Annotated in this window: 22 protein-coding genes; 7 read left to right on the plus strand and 15 right to left on the minus strand. The window is 62.9% G+C overall.

Translation table 11 applies throughout. The features are described from left to right. Positions 1 to 342 precede the first annotated feature (342 nt). A complete protein-coding gene (locus NKI63_RS28545; protein ID WP_352740272.1) occupies positions 343 to 1,263 on the plus strand; it encodes an AraC family transcriptional regulator in 921 nt (306 codons plus the stop codon). 38 nt (positions 1,264 to 1,301) lie between these two features. Here the strand turns inward: NKI63_RS28545 and NKI63_RS28550 are convergent, their stop codons facing one another. The 8 genes from NKI63_RS28550 to NKI63_RS28585 all read right to left on the minus strand — a co-directional run bounded on the left by NKI63_RS28550 (position 1,302) and on the right by NKI63_RS28585 (position 4,988). Next, the gene (locus NKI63_RS28550; protein WP_352508882.1) at positions 1,302 to 1,640 is read right to left on the minus strand and encodes a YkgJ family cysteine cluster protein; all 339 of its coding nucleotides are present in this window, start codon (positions 1,638 to 1,640) and stop codon (positions 1,302 to 1,304) included. 50 nt (positions 1,641 to 1,690) lie between these two features. Continuing rightward, on the minus strand, positions 1,691 to 1,855 hold the full coding sequence (locus NKI63_RS28555) for a hypothetical protein (protein WP_254820654.1): 165 nt from the start codon (positions 1,853 to 1,855) through the stop codon (positions 1,691 to 1,693). A 1-nt stretch (position 1,856) separates the two neighbouring features. Next, positions 1,857 to 2,264, minus strand: coding sequence for a hypothetical protein (locus NKI63_RS28560; RefSeq protein ID WP_352740274.1), 408 nt, complete (start codon positions 2,262 to 2,264; stop codon positions 1,857 to 1,859). Continuing rightward, entirely contained in the window at positions 2,264 to 2,491 is a 228-nt protein-coding gene (locus tag NKI63_RS28565; protein ID WP_352740276.1) for a hypothetical protein, read from the minus strand. Before NKI63_RS28565 ends, NKI63_RS28560 begins: the two co-directional genes overlap by 1 nt. Positions 2,492 to 2,956: 465 nt before the next feature. Further along, on the minus strand, positions 2,957 to 3,166 hold the full coding sequence (locus NKI63_RS28570; RefSeq protein WP_010915421.1) for a cold-shock protein: 210 nt from the start codon (positions 3,164 to 3,166) through the stop codon (positions 2,957 to 2,959). An 84-nt stretch (positions 3,167 to 3,250) separates the two neighbouring features. Then, a complete protein-coding gene (locus NKI63_RS28575; RefSeq protein ID WP_352740278.1) occupies positions 3,251 to 3,616 on the minus strand; it encodes a hypothetical protein in 366 nt (121 codons plus the stop codon). A 52-nt stretch (positions 3,617 to 3,668) separates the two neighbouring features. Then, on the minus strand, positions 3,669 to 4,460 hold the full coding sequence (locus NKI63_RS28580; RefSeq protein WP_352740280.1) for an SDR family oxidoreductase: 792 nt from the start codon (positions 4,458 to 4,460) through the stop codon (positions 3,669 to 3,671). 66 nt (positions 4,461 to 4,526) lie between these two features. After that, entirely contained in the window at positions 4,527 to 4,988 is a 462-nt protein-coding gene (locus NKI63_RS28585) for a RidA family protein (protein ID WP_352740282.1), read from the minus strand. Between the two features lie 97 nt (positions 4,989 to 5,085). Between NKI63_RS28585 and NKI63_RS28590 the strand changes: the two genes are divergently transcribed. Beyond that, a complete protein-coding gene (locus NKI63_RS28590; protein ID WP_352740284.1) occupies positions 5,086 to 5,937 on the plus strand; it encodes a LysR family transcriptional regulator in 852 nt (283 codons plus the stop codon). 18 nt (positions 5,938 to 5,955) lie between these two features. Here NKI63_RS28590 and NKI63_RS28595 read toward each other — a convergent pair whose 3' ends face one another. Further along, a complete protein-coding gene (locus NKI63_RS28595; protein WP_352740286.1) occupies positions 5,956 to 6,711 on the minus strand; it encodes an SDR family NAD(P)-dependent oxidoreductase in 756 nt (251 codons plus the stop codon). A gap of 84 nt (positions 6,712 to 6,795) precedes the next feature. Beyond that, on the minus strand, positions 6,796 to 7,464 hold the full coding sequence (locus NKI63_RS28600; RefSeq protein ID WP_352740287.1) for a glutathione S-transferase family protein: 669 nt from the start codon (positions 7,462 to 7,464) through the stop codon (positions 6,796 to 6,798). Positions 7,465 to 7,611: 147 nt separating this feature from the next. Between NKI63_RS28600 and NKI63_RS28605 the strand changes: the two genes are divergently transcribed. Beyond that, a complete protein-coding gene (locus NKI63_RS28605; protein ID WP_352479307.1) occupies positions 7,612 to 7,791 on the plus strand; it encodes a CsbD family protein in 180 nt (59 codons plus the stop codon). Positions 7,792 to 7,857: 66 nt separating this feature from the next. Here NKI63_RS28605 and NKI63_RS28610 read toward each other — a convergent pair whose 3' ends face one another. Next, positions 7,858 to 8,988 carry a metallophosphoesterase gene (locus NKI63_RS28610; RefSeq protein WP_352824007.1) on the minus strand — a complete coding sequence of 377 codons (1,131 nt, stop codon included), beginning with the start codon at positions 8,986 to 8,988 and terminating at the stop codon, positions 7,858 to 7,860. Between the two features lie 119 nt (positions 8,989 to 9,107). Between NKI63_RS28610 and NKI63_RS28615 the strand changes: the two genes are divergently transcribed. Beyond that, positions 9,108 to 9,701 (plus strand): hypothetical protein, encoded by a 594-nt coding sequence (locus NKI63_RS28615; protein WP_352508863.1) that lies wholly within the window; start codon positions 9,108 to 9,110, stop codon positions 9,699 to 9,701. Positions 9,702 to 9,749: 48 nt separating this feature from the next. Here NKI63_RS28615 and NKI63_RS28620 read toward each other — a convergent pair whose 3' ends face one another. Beyond that, a complete protein-coding gene (locus NKI63_RS28620) occupies positions 9,750 to 10,361 on the minus strand; it encodes an LmrA/YxaF family transcription factor (RefSeq protein ID WP_352508864.1) in 612 nt (203 codons plus the stop codon). Between the two features lie 150 nt (positions 10,362 to 10,511). Between NKI63_RS28620 and NKI63_RS28625 the strand changes: the two genes are divergently transcribed. Continuing rightward, the gene (locus NKI63_RS28625; RefSeq protein WP_352508865.1) at positions 10,512 to 11,309 is read left to right on the plus strand and encodes an NIPSNAP family protein; all 798 of its coding nucleotides are present in this window, start codon (positions 10,512 to 10,514) and stop codon (positions 11,307 to 11,309) included. 43 nt (positions 11,310 to 11,352) lie between these two features. Here the strand turns inward: NKI63_RS28625 and NKI63_RS28630 are convergent, their stop codons facing one another. From NKI63_RS28630 to choX, 3 genes are read right to left on the minus strand one after another with little or no spacing between them, the layout of a single operon-like run. Further along, on the minus strand, positions 11,353 to 12,801 hold the full coding sequence (locus NKI63_RS28630; RefSeq protein WP_352508866.1) for an amidase: 1,449 nt from the start codon (positions 12,799 to 12,801) through the stop codon (positions 11,353 to 11,355). Positions 12,802 to 12,809: 8 nt separating this feature from the next. Then, entirely contained in the window at positions 12,810 to 13,658 is an 849-nt protein-coding gene (locus NKI63_RS28635) for an alpha/beta fold hydrolase (RefSeq protein WP_352508867.1), read from the minus strand. Continuing rightward, positions 13,655 to 14,590: a choline ABC transporter substrate-binding protein gene (choX, locus tag NKI63_RS28640; protein WP_352508868.1), complete on the minus strand. Its 936-nt coding sequence runs from the start codon at positions 14,588 to 14,590 to the stop codon at positions 13,655 to 13,657. Before choX ends, NKI63_RS28635 begins: the two co-directional genes overlap by 4 nt. A gap of 123 nt (positions 14,591 to 14,713) precedes the next feature. On the opposite strand from choX, the gene betI reads away from it, so the two are divergent. After that, positions 14,714 to 15,316: a choline-binding transcriptional repressor BetI gene (gene betI, locus NKI63_RS28645; RefSeq protein ID WP_352508869.1), complete on the plus strand. Its 603-nt coding sequence runs from the start codon at positions 14,714 to 14,716 to the stop codon at positions 15,314 to 15,316. 111 nt (positions 15,317 to 15,427) lie between these two features. After that, on the plus strand, positions 15,428 to 16,186 hold the full coding sequence (locus tag NKI63_RS28650; protein ID WP_352508870.1) for an SDR family NAD(P)-dependent oxidoreductase: 759 nt from the start codon (positions 15,428 to 15,430) through the stop codon (positions 16,184 to 16,186). The last annotated feature ends 45 nt before the right edge of the window (positions 16,187 to 16,231 follow it).

Raw genomic sequence — 16,231 nt, forward strand, 5'->3', positions numbered from 1 at the left:
CGCGCTGCCGCACGAAGGCAAAATGCCAGCCAGGCAAAAACTCTCAACTGAAGACGAAAGGGACGTAGTATGAATGCAGATCGTTGTCGATGAAGTCCAGGACGATCATCTTGTTGGTCTCGAGCGAACTATGAATCTTGGCTGGAAGTGGATTTGATGGTTCGTCACGCATGTTTTGCTCCGTCAGGTGCCTGCTTCTGCCCGGTGCGGACAGAAGCGTCCGCACGCCGACATTGCCAACATAATCTGTCGCGATTGTGAGATGGTCTATACGCTATTCACCTGGATTCTTATCCAATCGTCTAATATCGTCATCTGGTTCATCGTCGGAGGATGGTTCTCATGGACGCCTTGTCCGAAGTTCTTGCTTCGCTGCGATTTGGCAGCGCCATGATCGGCAGCGCGACCCTGCATCGGCCATGGGGTATTTCAGTCGATCCGACAAGGAATGCCGCCATCCACGTCATACAGAACGGCGAATGCTGGTTGCGGCTAGCCGGTGAAAAGGAGCCGATCCGCTTGGGCGAAGGAGACGTCATCCTTGTCGCGAGCGGTATCGGGCATGCCCTTTGCAATCCGGCGGGTGCACCGACGGCATCGATATCCGCCGTCCTTTCCGCAAATCGGAGCGGACTGGAACCGAAAAGCGAAAGCGGCGCGACAACTCTTCTTTGTGCGAGATATTCACTCGACGGCGTCGGGCCATATCCGATGGTTTCGCTGTTTCCTCCGCTGATTCATTTGACCCGGAATCAGATCCACACCAGCGAGCCGCTGCGGCTTGCCCTGGAACTTCTACAGGTCGAAGCGAAAGGCAATCTCGGCGGCCACGACATTGTCGCCCCACGCCTTCTCGACAGCACATTGATCTTCTTGTTGCGTGCCTGGATCGAACATCAGCCACTCGGAACAGGGGGATGGTTTGGCGCCTTGCGCGACAAAGGCATTGCGCAGGCCTTGCGCCTGATCCACGAGCGGCCGGGCAATCCCTGGACCATCGCTTCCCTTGCCAGCGGCGCGGCACAGTCCCGAGCCACCTTCGCGCGTCGCTTCGCTCAACTGGTGGGACAGCCGCCGCTGTCCTATGTGACTCGATGGCGGATGAATCTTGCCGCCAAGGCTCTGCGGGAAACGAACCAGAATATTGGCGAGATCGGGCGCGCCGTCGGATATGAATCGGTGCCGTCGTTCTCGCAGGCATTCAAACGGTTGACCGGACGATCGCCCGGCCTCTACCGCAGCGACTTTCGATCATCCGACTGAGGAAATTTAAACTGGGGACGCCAGCGCGTGTGCTGTCATTACAGCGTCGGCAGTCCGTGAGCCCGGCGCGCCATCAGGCAGTCGTCATCGCCCGGCATGCACGCGCGGCAGACGTCGGGACGGATCTCATAGATTCCGCAGGCGGTCGACTTGCCGACCTCGCCGCGCAGTGCCGAACAGCGCGCGCCGTCGCAGCGCATGCCGGCTTCGTCGGCAGCCACGTATTTTTGCGGGATAAGGTCGAGCTGAGCGTCATCCTCGGTTGAAAAGCGCGGCCATCTTGACGAGTAGGCGCAGCAGGCGCCACAGGTCTGGCAATCGAAGGCAACCGGGTCGGCGCCCTCTTGTGGCGACGAAAAATCCTCTGCGACCGCCAAGGCAAGCAGCCTTGGCGCCGATTTCCGGCCGGCATCCTGCTGCAAGGGCGCTATTTCTTCTTCGGCTTGCGCGGCGGCGCTTCGGCCGGCGACCTGAACAGATCGGTGCCCGCTTCGGCGGCTTCGCCGGTTTTTGGCGCGACGGCCGGCTTGGCCGGCTTCACGGCGGCAGCAGGCGCTGCCGGCTGCCCCTTGGCGGAAAACTTGATTGCCATATCAATCCTCGTCAGAGAAACGCGATGATGGCGCGTTCGGATTGCGAAGGCGGCCGATGAGCGCCGAAACGGCCGTGATGTTCATTTCTTCGGGCGACCAGTTCCTGGCCTCCTCGATGTGCCGGGGGGCCAGCTCGCGATGCGTGCTGCCGCTGTAGGCGGCGTCCTGAAAGGTCACGCGCTCGTGCGTCTTGGCGTTTTCCCGGACGTATTCGATCAGATAATTGGGGCATTCGGCGCGGCCGCGCACGCCGAGCCGCACCTGGGCATCGCCGTGGACACGCCGGCAGCGCTCGAGCTTTTCGAGCACGCGCCGGACGTATTCGACCGGCTTGTCGAGTTCGGCCACGACATCGGCAATGGTCGAATCAGCGGCGATCGCCTTTTGAGGCACACGTTTGGTGGCCATCAGCGTTTGCCTGCGCGTTTTGGCGAGGCCGCGAGCGCAGCCGTTGCCGCCATGTCATCGGCTTCCTTTTCCAGCCGCAGTTCGCGCAGCCGCGCGGTCTTGGCTTCGCGGGCCTGGCTGACGGCATCCCGTTCGGAATTGATCCGGTCGAGCGACATCGACTGGGTCCGCGTCTTGCTGAAGATGGATTCAGCCTGGTCGCGAAGTTTTTTTGAAGTTGCGGTCAAGGTCTTTCTCCCGGTTCGGAGCGCGCCGCCCAAAGGTGGCGAGACTGGTCTTTCGGCCAGGATCCCGCACAAAGCAATACGGCAGCCGGTTTCAAATTGCTGGGAAATTCTACTCTGACGGCCATCTGATGGCGTTTTCCGCGCTTCCGGTGCTCACGGACCCAAATGTCCGCTGCGCGCCGGTTCTCGAACCCACCATATGACTCGCCAGAGCGAATTTCGAAACAGCCTCTTAGCACGTCCAGGCCGTCGAGCAGCGCTCTTTCGGCGGTCGAAGCGCAAAAATGAAAAAGGCCAGGCACCGCCTGACCTTCCATAAGAGCGCCCGCGCATCCCGAGAGACGCGCAAAGAAACGTTCTTCTCATGCGCATGAGCTGGGACTTAGCCTCCCGCGATCATGCGCTGGAATTAGCCATTCACCGGTGCCAGTACATCCGTGGTCACCGGTGAGGCTGAATTCCGTTTTAGGCCGCCTTCAACTGGTCGGCGGACATCTTGCCCGACTTGTTGTCGCGGACCATCTCGTAGCCAAGCTTCTGGCCCTCGACGATGTCGCGCATTCCGGCGCGCTCGACGGCTGAGATGTGGACAAAAACGTCGGCAGAACCGTCGTCAGGCTGAATAAAACCAAAACCCTTGGTGGCGTTGAACCATTTAACTGTGCCTGTGCTCATAACGAACCCTTTCCATGGCAAATATTCGTTCGTCGTCATGCGGATGCACAACAACGTTTGTCTCGATTTTGATGGGGAAGTTCGTCAAAGGCGCGCCTTGGCACGCGGATAACAAAAGTCGGTCAAACAAACATCGACAAAGTTCTTATAGACTTCTTTGCGCGCCGTGTCAATTTTTTGATTTGCGACACTCGCGGAGACGCGCGTCGGCGACCGGCGCGCCGGCAAATCCGACAGCAAAAGCCGGGCTATTGCCTGCCAAAAAACCACTTGGAGCTCTTTTTTTTTCGCAATCCGGACGGAAAATCGTTCACGCTTGTCCTGGAATTGCTCCAACCGGGAACCATTTCGGCGCCAGGGCATTTTTTCGATGTCGAAAGCCGTTCTCGAAAGAGCGATCTTGAGAAAGGCGGACGACAAACAGGACGCCCCCGCGCAGATAAAAGGCACGAGGGGCGTTCCTGTGAGATGCACGCAATCGTGCCGTCATATCACCTGCCCCTCACAGCATGCCGCGGCTGAGTCCACCATCCACCGGCAACGCCACTCCGGTGACATAGGCGGCGTCGTCGCTGGCCAGGAATGCAGCGACCGCGCCGAACTCGGCGGGGGTGCCATAACGCTTTGCCGGGATTTCGGCCTGACTCTCGGCGGCGATCACGGCGGCGTCGACACCCCTGTCGGCTGCGTCCATGGCGTCGAACTCTTTCGTCCGGTCCGTCGCAAAACGGCCCGGCAGCAACAGGTTGACGGTGACGCCGTCCGCCGCCACTTCGCCGGCCAGCGTCTTGGCCCAGCCGGCGAGCGAGGCACGCAACGCGTTCGAAGCGGTAAGGCCGGGGATCGGTTCGCGGACGGAAGTCGAGGAAACGGCGATGATGCGTCCCCAGCGCCGCGCCCGCATGCCTGGCAGGAACGAAATGGCGATGCGCATCTGGCTTAGCACCATGCTGGTGAACTGTTTCTCCCAGACGCTCGCATCGAAGACGCTGGCCGCGAAGGGCGGCGGGCCGCCGCCATTGAGCAGGACGATGTCGATCCGCTGATGCTCGTCCTCGACGGCACGGATCAGTCGGGAGACGCTGTCGTTGTCCGAGAGGTCGGCGCTGAAGGTCGAGCAGATGTGGCCGGCGGCGTCGATCGCGCGCTGCGCCGCATCCAGGGTCGCCTTCCCTCGTCCGACCACGATGATCTCGGCGCCTTTTGCCGCGAGCGCTTCGGCAACGCCGAAACCGAGGCCCTTGCCTCCGCCGAGAACCAGCGCCTTCCGCCTCTCAAGATTTGCACTTATCAAGCCAAGCCTCCTCTGGTTTCACTGCGCACTCCCGGATAAGCCCCGAGGGCATGCTTTGGGGGTGCATCAGCGGACATGCACGATAGCGTCGGCTTCGACCGGAACATTGGCCGGCAAGCCGGCCATGCCGAGCGAGCAGCGGGCGTGCTCGCCACGCCCGCCGAAAACATGGAGCAGAAATTCGGATGCTCCGTTGCCGACCTCCGAATAGGCCGAAAAGCCGGCCGCCGCATTCACATAGACGGTCAGCTTGGCGAATTTCACGACGCGGTCGAGATTGCCGTCCAGTTCCTTGTCCAGCCAATAGACGATGTTGGCAGCGCAAAGCCGGGCGGCGTTGCGCGCAGCAGCCAGATCGATCTCTGCGCCAACCCGGCCGATTGCGGCGATATCCGGCCCGATCTCGGGGATCTGACCGGAGACATAGACGATGTCGGCGACCCGAGCCGTCGGCGAGAACGGCAAAGCAGGCCGCTCGAGCGACGGCCAGGCGACACCGAGCTCTTCAAATCTTCTTCTATAGGACAAGGTGGCTGCTCCTGCTTTCATTCGTGCGAGCAGACCTTGAATTCAGATCGGGCTTTCAGATAGCCTGATAGTGCTGACACAGCTATCAGGAATTCTTATGACCGGAGATATCGACGTCAGACTTCTGCGCGCCTTCGTCACCGTGGCCGATACCGGGACGGTGAGCCGGGCGGCCGATCGGCTTGCCCGCACCCAGGCGGCGGTGAGCATGCAGCTTCAGCGCCTCGAGGGCGAAGTGGGTGCCGAGCTGCTGCACCGCTCGCCGCGCGGCGTGACGCTGACCGAGGCCGGCGAGATCCTGCTCGCCTTCGCCCGCAAGGCCATCGCGATCGGCGACGATGCCAGGCGCGAGATAGAAGGCCGCAGGCTGGTCGGCCGTGTCCGGCTGGGCATCGTCGAGGATTTGGCGGTAACGCGGCTGCCGTTGATCATCGCCGACTTCCGGCGCCGGCATCCTTCCGTGGAGATCGAACTGACATCGGCCAGCAGCAGCGATCTCAGCAAGTCGCTGGGCGAAGGAAAATGCGACATCGTCATGGCCGATCCGGCGCGCTTCACAATGGCGCCGCGAGGCCATCTGTCGCGACAGCTGGTCTGGGCGGCAAGCCGCATGATCGAGATCGACGACGAGGTCGAGCTGCCGCTGATCATCTTCGAAGGCGCCTGCTCCTGGCAGGACAGGATGCTGGCTTCGCTCGCCGAGGCCGGGATCGGCTGGAAGATCGGCTGCCGCGTGTCGACCTTTGCGACGCTGATCTCGGCGCTAAGGGCCGGGCTTGGCATCGGGCTTCTGCTGCAGGAGGGGCTGCCGCCCGATTGCCAAAGCCTCAACGGACGCTTCAACCTGCCGCCGGCGCCGACGGCGGATTTCGGCGTCTACCTCGCGAGGGACCCGTCGCGGCTGGTGGAGGAGTGTGGCGATTTCCTGCGGGCGGGGTTTGAAGCCTAGCGAAAGATCCGATGTCAGTCATCGTTCCTGGTCGGTCGGGCGGATGACGATCTCGTTGACGTTGACGTGCGGCGGCTGGCTCACGGCGTAGAGAATGGCCGCGGCGATGTCCTCGGCGGTCAGCGCCTCCATGGCGGCGAGCCGCTTGTCCAGATCAGCCTTGAACGCCGGATTGGTGATGTGGTCGCCGAGCTCGGTGCGCACCAGGCCCGGCTCGATGACGGTGACGCGAACCTTGTCGGCGTAGACTTCGCGGCGCAGCGATTCGGAAAAGCCGACGACGCCGAACTTGGTTGCCGCGTAGCCGCTGGCCCCCGGATTGGCGACACGGCCCGCGACCGACGAGACGTTGACGATGTGACCCTTGGCGGCCCTGAGATGCGGCAGCGCCGCCTTGGTGACCCCCATCAGCGCCAGCAGGTTGAGCTCGACCATGCGGCGCCAGTCGTCGAGCACGGCCTCGGCGGCCGGCGACAGAAGCATCACCCCGGCATTGTTGACGAGGATGTCGAGGCGGCTCCATTCGTCGACAACCTTGTCGACCATGCCGGTGACATCATCGTTGCTTGTGACATCGGCCTCGATGCGGAGCGCCGCGCCGCCGGCCCTTTCTATACGCGCGGCCAGCGCTTCGAGGCGATCGGCCCGGCGTGCGGCAATCGCCACCTTGGCCCCGGCGGCGGCCAAAGCCGCAGCCGTCGCCTCGCCAATGCCCGACGATGCGCCGGTAACGAGCGCGACCTTGCCGGCCAATGCGGAAGAAACAGATGTCATTGCGAAGTTCTCCAAGGCCCCAGCCCGATTTTCAGATAGGCCGCGGGCGGCGAAGTGGAAGACCAGCTTGCGGGTTGCTCGGCTCTATTCGTCTGGGCCGGGCTCCGGCCAAGGCTCTTTCGCCGCCTCGGCATACCAGTGGCGCATCGCCGGCATCGAAAGCACAGCGTCGACATAGGCGCGGGTATCGGTTGCCAGCGTGCCGCCATAGGTGTCGAAGCGGGTGACGACCGGCGCGTACATGGCGTCGGCCGCGCTGAAATGGCCAAACAGGAACGGGCCGCCTTTGCCGTATTTTTCGCGGCATTCGCGCCATAGCTCCTCGATGCGCGCCCGTTGTGCCTCACCTTCGGCGTCGAGCGGCTTGTGGCCTTTTGGCCGGCGCAAATTCATCGGCCAGCCGTAGCGGACCTCGCGAAAGCCGGAATGCATCTCTGTCGCCGCCGAGCGGGCCAGCGCGCGGGCGCCGATGTCGGCCGGCCAGAGCTTTTTCCCGGGAAACAGCTCGGCGAGATATTCAAGGATGGCAAGGGTTTCCCAGACGATCCGGACCTCGCCAGTCGGCAGCCGATGGTTCAGCACCGGCACCTGGCCGGTCGGCGATATCCTGGCCAGATTGGCCGCGGTCTCGGGCGTGCGCAGGCGCACAAGACCTTCCTCGAACGGGATCTCCAGATACTTCATCGCCAGCCACGGCCTCAGTGACCACGACGAAAAACACTTGTTGCCGATGAAGAGCGTGAATTCAGCCATTGTCCCTCCGGCCTCTGTCTGTTCGGCGTCCTGGTGCACCCTATCCTGTCGGCTTCGCGACCGGAAGCTATGCCAATCGACGGGCAGAACCCGGAACCTAAGCGATCCGCGACCGTTTCTCCAGGCGAACGGATCAGGAGATGCGAGATGGTGAACAAGGATCAGGTTGCCGGCGTTGCCAAGCAAGCCAAGGGCTCGGTCAAGCAGACCGCCGGCAAGGCTACCGGCAACAGGCGCACCGAGGCCGAAGGCGACGTCGACAAGGCGACCGGCAAGATGCAGAAGGCTTACGGCGACGTGAAGCACAAGGTGAAGAAGGCGCTTTGACGCCGAGCCCTTCGCAAACCAGCAAAAAGGCGGCTCGGCCGCCTTTTTTGCGCCCTCTCCTGCCCGTCAGAAAGTCAGACTTTTGCTGTACGCATTGGTGAAGGCGACCTCGCCATGATCTCCGGCGGCTTCGCCCAGCACCACATCCATGCTGCTGCCGGTCACCCGCGCCAACGCGAAGCCGCCCATGAAGGCAGCCTTCGGCTTGAACAAATCGAGCCCGTCACGATGATAGATCATCGGCGTCGCGTGCTGGTGGCCATGGAAGATGCCGACGACGTTGTAGCCCTTCAGCACGGCCAGCAGCGCCTGCCTGTCGGTTTCGCTCCACCAATGCGGCGGACCCTTGCCGTTGTCGTCGAAGGTTTTCTCGGCGGCGTCCCATCTTTCGATCGAAAAAGTATCCCAGCCATAATGCTGGAACAGGATGGCTGGGCGGCCGTCGCCGGCATAGGTCGCCAGGTCCTGCTTCAGCCATGGCAGGCTGCTGGTGGCGCCATGGCCGGTATCGCCGGCGAAACGGTGCGTCTGGACAAGATGTAGACCGCCCCAATCCCATGAATAGCAATCGGTCTCGAGATCGTAGTTGGTCGCCGGCGCGGGCGGCTTGAAGAAAACGCCGGGGCGGTGATTGACCTCGACGTAGTCGCGCATTTCGCGGCGGTACCAGTCGACATGCGAGCGTGGGCCGTTCTGGTCGAGGTCGTGATTGCCGAGGCCGACATAGACCGGCATGTGCACGCGGTCGGGGCCAACGCCCTGCTGGTAGCGCTGGCTGAACTGGAGCAGCTGCGTGCCTTCGCTGGGCTGGGTGATCTGGCCGCCACCATCATCGGTGATGTCGCCGCCAACGACGAGGCCGAGCGGCGTGCCGATATTGCCCGTCGAATGCAGACCGGTGGCGACGCCGTTGATTTCAGCTGGCCATTGCCTGTCACCGACGCCGTTGAGCGCGGCGACATTGCGCAGCAGGGCGGCGTCGGTCTTGCCCTCCTGCTCGCAGTGCGGACTCAATCCGTTCGCCATGCGGCAGGCATGGACATCAGCGATAAACAGGAAGGTGGCGTCGATCGGCGGAATGCGCTGCCCGGTCTGGCCGAAGGCCGGGCGCGAAACGGCGCCGGCCGCGGCAACGGCCGCTGCCTTCATCAGGAAACTGCGCCGGGAGACCGGTCGGGCGGAAATGCGATGCATCATGCGCTAAAATTCAGCACGACGCGAACCGGCAGTCCAGTTGCTCGCAAAGTGTGTCGACACGTTCTCCCAGGTCTGGCATTGCTTTCGGAATTCAACTTGCGCGGGCAGAGGAGGACGCCATGAAAACTGCATCCATCGGCATGACAATGGCGATCCTGGCGATGACGAGCGCAGCGCACGCCTCCGCGTGCATCGACGCCAAATCGGCCAAGGCCGGCTTCGTTCTCGAAAGGCCTGGCATCCACAGCGAATTTCGTCCGGCGGCGGGCGGAATGGTGGCGGTTGCCAACAAATACCAGTCGCAATCGCCGCAGTCGCAGTACCTGTTCGGCGGGCTGATCGAAGTGTTTCGCGACAGCAGCACAGGGCAGATGGCGATGATCCCGTTTTCCGATCTCAGGAAGGTGTTCCCACTGAAGGCGGGGGCCAAGAGCAAGATCGTGTTTGCCCGTCTTGCACCGAACAAGCCGCCGAAGGGCACCGAGACGCTGGAGATCAACGTCAAGGGCAAGGAGACGTTCAGCCTGGGTGATTGCAAATACGCCGTGCTTGCGGTCAAGCAGACGATCAGGAGCGAGGCCGGCGCGACGCGGGACGAGTTCACCGCGCTTTACGCACCCGATCTGCAGGCAGTTGTGGCCAGGCGCTATGACGAGGGCACCAGTGCCGAAAGCGTGGTCGGCTACGAGTTGATCAAGCCGCTGCCGAATTAAGCGTTCGGCCTCCCGCCTCGGTCATAGTGAGCGACTGTGCTGCCGGCGTCAAAGGGCTCTGTGCAGTATCCTGCTACGTCGCCTCGTTCCCGTTTTGGACGACATAACTCCCTGCTCCAACCCCATCAGGCAGTCGCGCAGCACGCTTGCGTCCTGTGCGGTCTTGGCCATCGACATGGCGCCCGAATAGCTGGCGACGGCGAGCGCTGCGAAGCGCTGCGGATCAGTGCCCAGCTCCCGTCCCGCCCGCTGGTCGGCGCTGATCTTGTCGGCGATCGCCTGGCGCCAGGCCGAAAAAATGCCGGCAAGGGCAATGCGGAAATCCGGATCGGCAAGCGACAGTTCATGCGCCAGGTTGTTGAGCGGGCAACCGCGCACGAAACCTTGCCGCTCCAGCTCCGCCGCGACGGCCGCGAACACGGAGCGCACGCCCTCGCGCGCTGAGGGAGCCATCCGCACCGGTGCGATCCATGTCTCTTCGACCGCGGCGGCGACCCGCTCCTCGATCACTGCAAGCGCCAGCGCCTTCTTGGTCGCGAAATGGTGGTGCAGCGCACCACCGGTGACGCCCGCCGTCGCCATCAGGTCGCCCATGCTGGACGCATGATAGCCGCGTGCCTGAAACGCCTCCTCGGCGACGTCGAGCACTTTCTTGCGCATGCCTTCGGGGTCGTTGGTGCGTTTTTGAGCCCGCGACCTTGGGCGAGCGGATATCTCTGCTGACATCTTCACACGGTAGCAGATTGACAAAACAGGACAACCGGTCTGTTTTGTAAAACAGGATGACTGTCCTGTTTTGGAGCTCGCGCGATGAACCTGCCTTTGAACGCCCTACCTAATCCCGATCTGCTCGCCTCGCCCGTCGTCGAACTCAGGCAATACACGCTGAAACCCGGCCGGCGCGAGACGCTGATCGGCATCTTCGACAATCACCTGATCGAGGGGCAGGAAACCGCGGGAATGACCATCATCGGCCAGTTCCGCGATCTCGACCGGCCGGACATGTTCGTCTGGCTGCGCGGCTTCGACGGCATGGAAGCGCGGAAAAACGCTCTGACCGCCTTCTATGACGGACCGGTCTGGGCAGCCTGGCGCGACGCCGCCAACGCCACGATGATCGATTCCGACGACGTGCTGCTGCTGAGGCCGGCCTGGCCGGGCGCCGGCTTCGATCTCTCGGGATCGCAACGAGCAATCCAGACGGATCTCGAAGAACCAAGCACAAGCAGTGCTTTGCAGACAATTGTTGTCATCAAGATCCATCATCTGCGACCGGGCCTGGAAGCCGGCTTCGCCAGGGACTTCCAGATCGCGGCTCTTCCGGTGCTTGCCGCACTTGGCGCACAGCCGCTGGCCGTCTTCGTCACCGAACATGCCGAAAACAGCTTTCCGCGGCTGCCGGTGCGGGCCAGCGAAAACGTCTTCATCAGCGTCACGGGTTTCGCCAGCGCCGAAGCGTATGCCCGGCACGAAGCGGCCTTGGCCGCCTCCCCGGACTGGCAGGCGCTTCAGCAGACCGTACAAGGGGAATTCGCCAGGCCCGCGGAGGTTTTGCGTCTGTTACCGACGGCGCGATCGCTGCTCGGGCAGCACCCAATTTCGGTATGAACCAACATCGTCGACGCCCCCTACGTCGCCGGAGCCTCCTGGTTCATGCCTGAAAGTGTCTGGCATGGATCGCCTGGTAACGCGCCGTCCATGCGGTTGCCTGCTCCAGGTCAAAGGAAACGCGCAGCAGCCGGTGATCCTCGTTCTTGCGGCCAATAAGCTGGATGCCAATCGGCAGGCCGCCCTTCGACGGAAAAAGCGGCAGGCTGGCGGCCGGTTGCCCGGTGACATTGAAGATTTCGGTGAAGGGCGCAAAGCCGTAGGCCCGGCTCGCCCAAGCCTCGTAATCGAAGAGAGCACCATCGCCATGGATGGCGCCAAGCCGGGGCGTAAGCTCGGCCGTCGTCGGCGTCATGATCAGGTCGAACCCATCGAACGCCATCGCCATCGCCAGCGAAGCGCTGTGCACATGGTCCTGCGCCCTGAGATAATCGGCGGCCGAGGATCGCCGAAAACTGTCGAGAGCGTGACGAGTCAGGCTTTCGATTTCGCCGGCCCCCGGCATCCGCCCGATCTCGTCGGCGCGCTCGTCAACCAGCCGCGCGACCTCCGACATCCAGAAGATGCTCCAGTCCGCTTCGGCACTGGCTTCCCGCGGGAACCGCGCCTCTGTGACCTCGTGTCCCATTTCCTCGAGGAGGATCATGGCTTCCTGGAATTTTCCCCCGATCTCGGACGCGACGGGCGTGCCATCCGGCCGGTGCGCCAGGCACGCGACGCGCAGACGCTCGCCGGGGGAAGACAGCGAGTCCAGGTAGGACGGCACCGATTTCGGCACGGAGTAAGGCGCTCCTTGTTCTGGACCGGCAGTCATGTCCAGCATGGCGGCGCTGTCCCGAACGGTGCGGGATAGGACACTGTCGGCGTAGAGCCCGGCGCCGACCTGACCTCGATAGGGGCCGACCGGCGTGAGCCCGCGCGACGGCTTCATGCCGAACACGCCGCAACAGGCAGCCGGCACCCGGATCGAGCCGCCGATGTCGGAACCGTGGGCGACCGGCACCATGCCGCTTGCCACCGCGGCGGCAGCTCCGCCGCTTGAGCCGCCCGCCGTCAGCGAAGGATCCCAGGGGTTCAAGGTGGGGCCGCGAAAGCTGGGTTCGGTGACGAAGTCGTTGGCAAATTCAGGCGTGTTTGTCTTTCCCAGCAAGATCAGACCGGCGGCCCGCCAGCGCCGGACGATCTCGCTGTCGGGCTTCGGCGCGGCATCCTTGAAGTAGAGCGACGAGTGCGTCGTCGGCCACTCCCGTACATTGACGCCGGTGTCCTTGACCAAGAAGGGAATGCCGGCGAGTGCGGCCTGCCGGTTGCAGCTTGCCGCCGCGGAAAGCGCCCGGTCCGCATCGATCAGTGTCACGGCATTGATGGCGGGATTGATGCTTTCGATCGCTTCGATAGCCGCCTCAACGACCTCGACAGCCGACAGTTCACCCGAGCGAACATGCCCGGCCAGGGCGACGGCATCCAACGCCACGTATTCGGAAAGGTGCATGACTGCTCTCAGCTCAGATTGCCGGTCGCTTCGAGGTCGGCTTCATTCCAGACCTTGAAATACCGGGCGATGGCTGCCGCAACCAATGCCGGATCCTCCCAGTGCGGGTTGTGTCCGCATCGCACCGCGCTTACAAACGCGGCGGCGGGGATTTCTTCGAGGAGCCGCCGTTGGTGCGTTTCGTCGAAGAGCAGGTCGCGCCCGCCCGCAATGACAAGCGCCGGCAGGTGCAGCGTGCGCGCCTTGTCGGTCAGATCGACGCGCCGAACCTGCTCCAGGATTGCGCACCAAAGTGCCGCCGGCATGGCTGACGCTTCCTTTGCAGCCATGGTCAGGAAGTCCGCTGGAACCTCGGCCTCGCAGGCATGCCAATATTCATAGAACGGATCGGCCGGCGATATCGGGTCTCGAAGTGCCCGCACACCAACGGTCATCGGGTGATCCTCACCGATCTGCGGCCGCAGCGTTCCGGCCATCAGCACCAGGCCACCGATCATCTCGGGGTAGCGCGCGGCTGCCTCGATCGCCACCATGCTGCCCAGGGAATGCCCGACCAGAACCGGCCGCTCGAGCCGCAATCGCTCGATCAAACTCGCCACATCTTCCGCGAAATCCGCCGGGGCGAAGCCGCGTGTCCCGGCCGGCGAGGCGCCATGCCCGCGCAGGTCTGGAATGACACGCCGGCGCCCGGCGAGATGCGGCGCCAGCAGCGAGAAGCTGCGGCTCGTGTCGGAGAAGCCGTGCACCAGCACCAGCGCGGGCTCCTGCCCGGCGATTTCGACGCAGGCCGTTTCAGTGCTGCCGATACCGACCTTGCGCTTGCGGCCGTTCCAGCCCGCCTGATCGGCCGATATCACAGGCCGAGCTGCTGCTTGACTGCGTCGAGCGCGGGCTTGCCATCGAATGTGGTGACACCGGCAAGCCAGGCGCCGAGCCTATCCGGATTCTCCTTGACTGCCTTGAGGCCGGCTTCCTCCGGCTTCATGCCGTCATTGATGAGATAGCTCATGCCGAGATTTTCGAAATCGATGTCGAAGGCGAGATTCTTCAGCAACTGCCCGACATTCGGGCATTGCTGCAGATAGCCCTTGCGCACCTGCGTCGTCACCGTCGCGGCGCCGAAGTTCGGGCCGTAGAACTTGTCGCCGCCGCTCAGATATTTGAAGTCGTACATCGTGTTCATTGGATGCGGCGCCCAGCCCTGGAAGACGATGAAGCGCTTTTCCTTGATCTCGTAGCCGACCTCGGAAAGCATGCCGGCTTCACTCGATTCGACGACCTGCCAGCCATCGAGGCCGAGCGACTTATCAGCGATGGCGTCCATCATCAGCTGGTTCGAGCCCGGCTCGATGCCGTACATCTTCCTGCCGAACTTGTCGGCGAACTTTTGCAGGTCGGCAAAATCCTTGACGCCGGCCTCCCAGACGTAAGTCGGCACGGCAAAGGTGTATTTGGCGCCGACGAGATTGACGCGCACATCGTCCACCGAGCCGTCCTTCTTGTAGGGCTCGTAGTAGGTGATCATCGCCGGATCCCAATAGCCAAGGAACACGTCCAAATCATTGTTCTTCAAGGATTCATAGATGACGTTGATGCCCAGAAGCGAGCTTGCCGGCTTGTAGCCGAGCGCATCGAGCAAGACGCTGGTGACGCCGGTGGTGAAGGCAAGGTCGTTCCATCCAGGCTCGGCCATGCGCACGACCTTGCATTGCTCGGGTTCGGCCGCAAAGGCCGGCTGGATCGCCAGCAGGACGCAGAGCGAGGCGCCTATTCCAAGGCAACGAAGCATTTCGGTTCTCCTCATTTCACCAACGACGTTGACCATTCGGTTTTTAAATTGTCCCAACGGTCAATCATTGATCTCGGCGGACAAAAATGTCAACGTCGGTTTTCGATGCATGGATCCCGGCCCGTGAAACTCAAGCGTCTCAGCGACATACGCCGCAAGGAGCTGCGGCAAGCCGCCTTTGCCGTGCTTCAGCGCGAAGGCATAGCTGGCGCCACCATAGAAAAAGTGGCGGCACAGGCCGGCGCGTCGAAGGGCATCGTGCTGCACTATTTCAACAGCAAGCGGGAGCTTTTCGAGCATGCCATGCGCGAATCGAACCTGGTGCTGCGTCATGCGGTGGTGGAGCGGTTGAGGCAGGCGCGTACGCCAATGCAACGGATAGATGCCATCATCGAAGGCAATTTCGAGCCGCATCTCTTCCAGCCGTCCCTCTGCCACGCTTGGCTTTCGCTTTGCGCGGAGGTGCCGCGCGACGAAAAGCTTGCCCGCATCCAGAAGGTGATCCATGCGCGCATGCGCTCCAACCTGCTGTCCGGCCTGCGCGGTCTGGCGCCGGCGCGCGATGCTGATGAGATCGCTTTCGGCGTCACCGCCCTGATCGACGGGCTGTGGGTGAGGCTTGGCCTGCAGCCCGGCAGCGTTACGCGTGAACAGGCCATTCATCAGGTCAAGGATTTTGTCGCTACCCGGCTGGCTGTTCGGCGCGGTGCAGCCGCTGCCGAATAGCCAGGCGCATCAGCCGAAAGTTCATATTGTAGGATAAGCCGGAGGCTTGACCACAATCGGCAACGGCGCTGCTCTCCTTACCAGACAAGACGGCAAAGCGCGGAGTGTTGGATGAGACTAGGCGGCAAACGGGCACTGGTCACCGGCGGTTCGGAGGGGATCGGGCTGGCAATCGCCGAGGCTTTCTCGCGCGAAGGCGCTGGCGTGCTGATCGTCGGCCGCGACGGCAAAAAACTCGACGTCGCCCGCGAGCAGCTCGGGAATAATGTCGAAACGCTGTCGGCCGACCTGTCGGCCAGCGCCGGCATCGACGCCGTGGTCGAGCATGCCAGGCGCGGCCCACCTCTCGATATCCTCGTCAACAACGCCGGCGTGGCATTCCTGGTGCCGTTCGAGACCGTCAGCGAGGACCAGTTCCAGCAATCGTTCGCGCTCAACGTCACGGCCGTATTCTTCCTCACCCAACGGCTGTTGCCGCATCTCGCGCAAGGCAGGGCTTCCGTGATCAACATCTCGTCCTATTTTGCGCACAAGATGATCCCGAAGCGGCCGTCCAGCCTCTATTCGCTGTCGAAGGGCGCGCTCAATTCGCTGACCAAATCGCTCGCCTTCGAGCTCGGGCCGCGCGGCATAAGGGTCAACGCCATCGCGCCCGGCACGGTCGACACAGCGATGCGGCGCAGGTCGATCGAAAACCTGCCGGAAGCCGCGCAAGCCGAGCTCAAGGCCTATGTCGAGCGCAGCTATCCGCTCGGCCGCATCGGCCGGACCAGCGACCTTGCCGGCATCGCGGTCTATCTCGCCAGCGACGAGGCGGCGTGGACCAGCGGCGGTATCTTTGCCATCGACGGCGGGTATACGGCGGGGTGAGGAGCGCGCCCTCCTCCTCGCTTATGGGAGAAGGAAAAGGCGCGG

The organism is Mesorhizobium sp. M0410 (assembly GCF_040321435.1).
Taxonomy (GTDB): domain Bacteria; phylum Pseudomonadota; class Alphaproteobacteria; order Rhizobiales; family Rhizobiaceae; genus Mesorhizobium.

Coding starts and splice junctions, on each gene's coding strand:
- NKI63_RS28555 (WP_254820654.1), bottom strand. CDS start 1,855: ATGGCAATCAAGTTTTCCGCCAAGGGGCAGCCGGCAGCGCCTGCTGCC.
- NKI63_RS28625 (WP_352508865.1), top strand. CDS start 10,512: ATGAACCTGCCTTTGAACGCCCTACCTAATCCCGATCTGCTCGCCTCG.
- NKI63_RS28605 (WP_352479307.1), top strand. CDS start 7,612: ATGGTGAACAAGGATCAGGTTGCCGGCGTTGCCAAGCAAGCCAAGGGC.
- NKI63_RS28570 (WP_010915421.1), bottom strand. CDS start 3,166: ATGAGCACAGGCACAGTTAAATGGTTCAACGCCACCAAGGGTTTTGGT.
- NKI63_RS28630 (WP_352508866.1), bottom strand. CDS start 12,801: ATGCACCTTTCCGAATACGTGGCGTTGGATGCCGTCGCCCTGGCCGGG.
- NKI63_RS28595 (WP_352740286.1), bottom strand. CDS start 6,711: ATGACATCTGTTTCTTCCGCATTGGCCGGCAAGGTCGCGCTCGTTACC.
- NKI63_RS28620 (WP_352508864.1), bottom strand. CDS start 10,361: ATGCGCAAGAAAGTGCTCGACGTCGCCGAGGAGGCGTTTCAGGCACGC.
- NKI63_RS28615 (WP_352508863.1), top strand. CDS start 9,108: ATGAAAACTGCATCCATCGGCATGACAATGGCGATCCTGGCGATGACG.
- NKI63_RS28560 (WP_352740274.1), bottom strand. CDS start 2,264: ATGGCCACCAAACGTGTGCCTCAAAAGGCGATCGCCGCTGATTCGACC.
- NKI63_RS28650 (WP_352508870.1), top strand. CDS start 15,428: ATGAGACTAGGCGGCAAACGGGCACTGGTCACCGGCGGTTCGGAGGGG.
- choX (WP_352508868.1), bottom strand. CDS start 14,590: ATGCTTCGTTGCCTTGGAATAGGCGCCTCGCTCTGCGTCCTGCTGGCG.
- NKI63_RS28600 (WP_352740287.1), bottom strand. CDS start 7,464: ATGGCTGAATTCACGCTCTTCATCGGCAACAAGTGTTTTTCGTCGTGG.
- NKI63_RS28610 (WP_352824007.1), bottom strand. CDS start 8,988: ATGATGCATCGCATTTCCGCCCGACCGGTCTCCCGGCGCAGTTTCCTG.
- NKI63_RS28545 (WP_352740272.1), top strand. CDS start 343: ATGGACGCCTTGTCCGAAGTTCTTGCTTCGCTGCGATTTGGCAGCGCC.
- NKI63_RS28590 (WP_352740284.1), top strand. CDS start 5,086: ATGACCGGAGATATCGACGTCAGACTTCTGCGCGCCTTCGTCACCGTG.